The following is a 1,280-nucleotide window of genomic DNA, read 5'->3' on the forward strand; positions in this document are numbered from 1 at the left end:
AGCATATTGACAGATTGCATCTTGAACTCCTCAAATCCAATAAAATTGAGTATTAGTCAAGCCTGGCTAATGTGCTTTTGCAAGCTGAAATGAATAAATCCATCATCCTCTACTCTGTCTGGAAATATGCAGACTGTGGATGCATCTTTATTTTCCTGGTTACTGCTGAATTGCTTCACCCTCACATTCGCAAAACCGGTGTTTTCTTGTACATTACCTGTAACAGCCCTGCCTTCGCGAGAGGGTGTGGCTGACGTGGCGATCCAGCAGATAGCTATAGAGGCGCGGGATTGCTGCACTTACTTCCAATCAATACACGAATCTGTAAGCAGAACATTCTTTTGTGTAAAAAAGGAGTATTATCCAAGCATAAAAGGCACCTTTATTACGCACAAGGAGAATGGTATGCCAAATAATAAAGAAACGATTCGCCTCAGTCTAAGCATATCCCCCGAGCTTAACGAACGTTTAGAACAGTTGGCTTCCTCTGGACACACGACTAAAACCGAAATTTTGCGAAAAGCTATTGCGTTGTATGACGTAGCTGCCGAAGCTAAAACAGAGAAAAAAAAGTTGGGTATCCTCGATCAAAATAAACAATTATTGGCCGAGATCGTAGGTATCTAGTGGACGAGCGAGGTGATGCCAAGCATGGTGATGACCAGATCAATCTGGGAAAAATTATTGGCAAAAATCATAAATATGCTCTAACTGTCAATAATGAAACAGCAGAAGATGCTTCCGTCAGACACAAAAATGAAATGGCGAAAGATGGTCTATGCGCTATTCTGTTTCGCTCTTTTCGTAGTGGGTATCATTTTTATGGGTTGTATTTATATCTTCGCTACAGGAACGATAGATGACAAAAAATGGGCTGCTGGCATTATCAGCGCAATCGCATCTGGTTTAATTGGCTTTTTGGTGGGGCAAGGGAAAAAGTAGTTTGCTTTTTCTTTGTCACGGATAAATTTATCTGATTCAAGCCCTTGCTGGAGCGCGCGCTCAGAAAGACCAGCCTTCATACAGATCCACTGTCGTAGGCTTGGTGTGGCGGTGTACGCTGCGTAATAGCGACTCTATCTTATCTCGGCAAACTTCTCTCTGCTGATATCACTGGCATACTTTGTTCTCTTCATCCGCGTATTATCATGGATAGCAGAAAGATCGTAAACAGACTCTTAGAAATAACCTGAGTTCGGGATAAGGAAAGAGGAGGTGAGCGCCTGCCTTTTTGCGTAAGATTATGTTTCCACAAACAAATCAATCGCATCCGGGAGACG

2 protein-coding genes are annotated in these 1,280 nt (G+C 42.6%); one reads left to right on the forward strand and one right to left on the reverse strand.

Annotated elements, in window-relative coordinates:
• Positions 1 to 135 precede the first annotated feature (135 nt).
• Positions 136 to 627, forward strand: a complete 492-nt coding sequence (locus BM331_RS11505; RefSeq protein WP_218154586.1) for a ribbon-helix-helix domain-containing protein — start codon at positions 136 to 138, stop codon at positions 625 to 627.
• 206 nt (positions 628 to 833) lie between these two features.
• On the opposite strand, the gene BM331_RS11740 is transcribed toward BM331_RS11505, so the two are convergent.
• Entirely contained in the window at positions 834 to 1,022 is a 189-nt protein-coding gene (locus BM331_RS11740; RefSeq protein ID WP_143100965.1) for a hypothetical protein, read from the reverse strand.
• Positions 1,023 to 1,280 lie beyond the last annotated feature (258 nt).

Origin of the sequence: Nitrosomonas eutropha, from assembly GCF_900116685.1 — a bacterium.
In the GTDB taxonomy this organism is placed as follows: Bacteria; Pseudomonadota; Gammaproteobacteria; order Burkholderiales; family Nitrosomonadaceae; genus Nitrosomonas; species Nitrosomonas eutropha_A.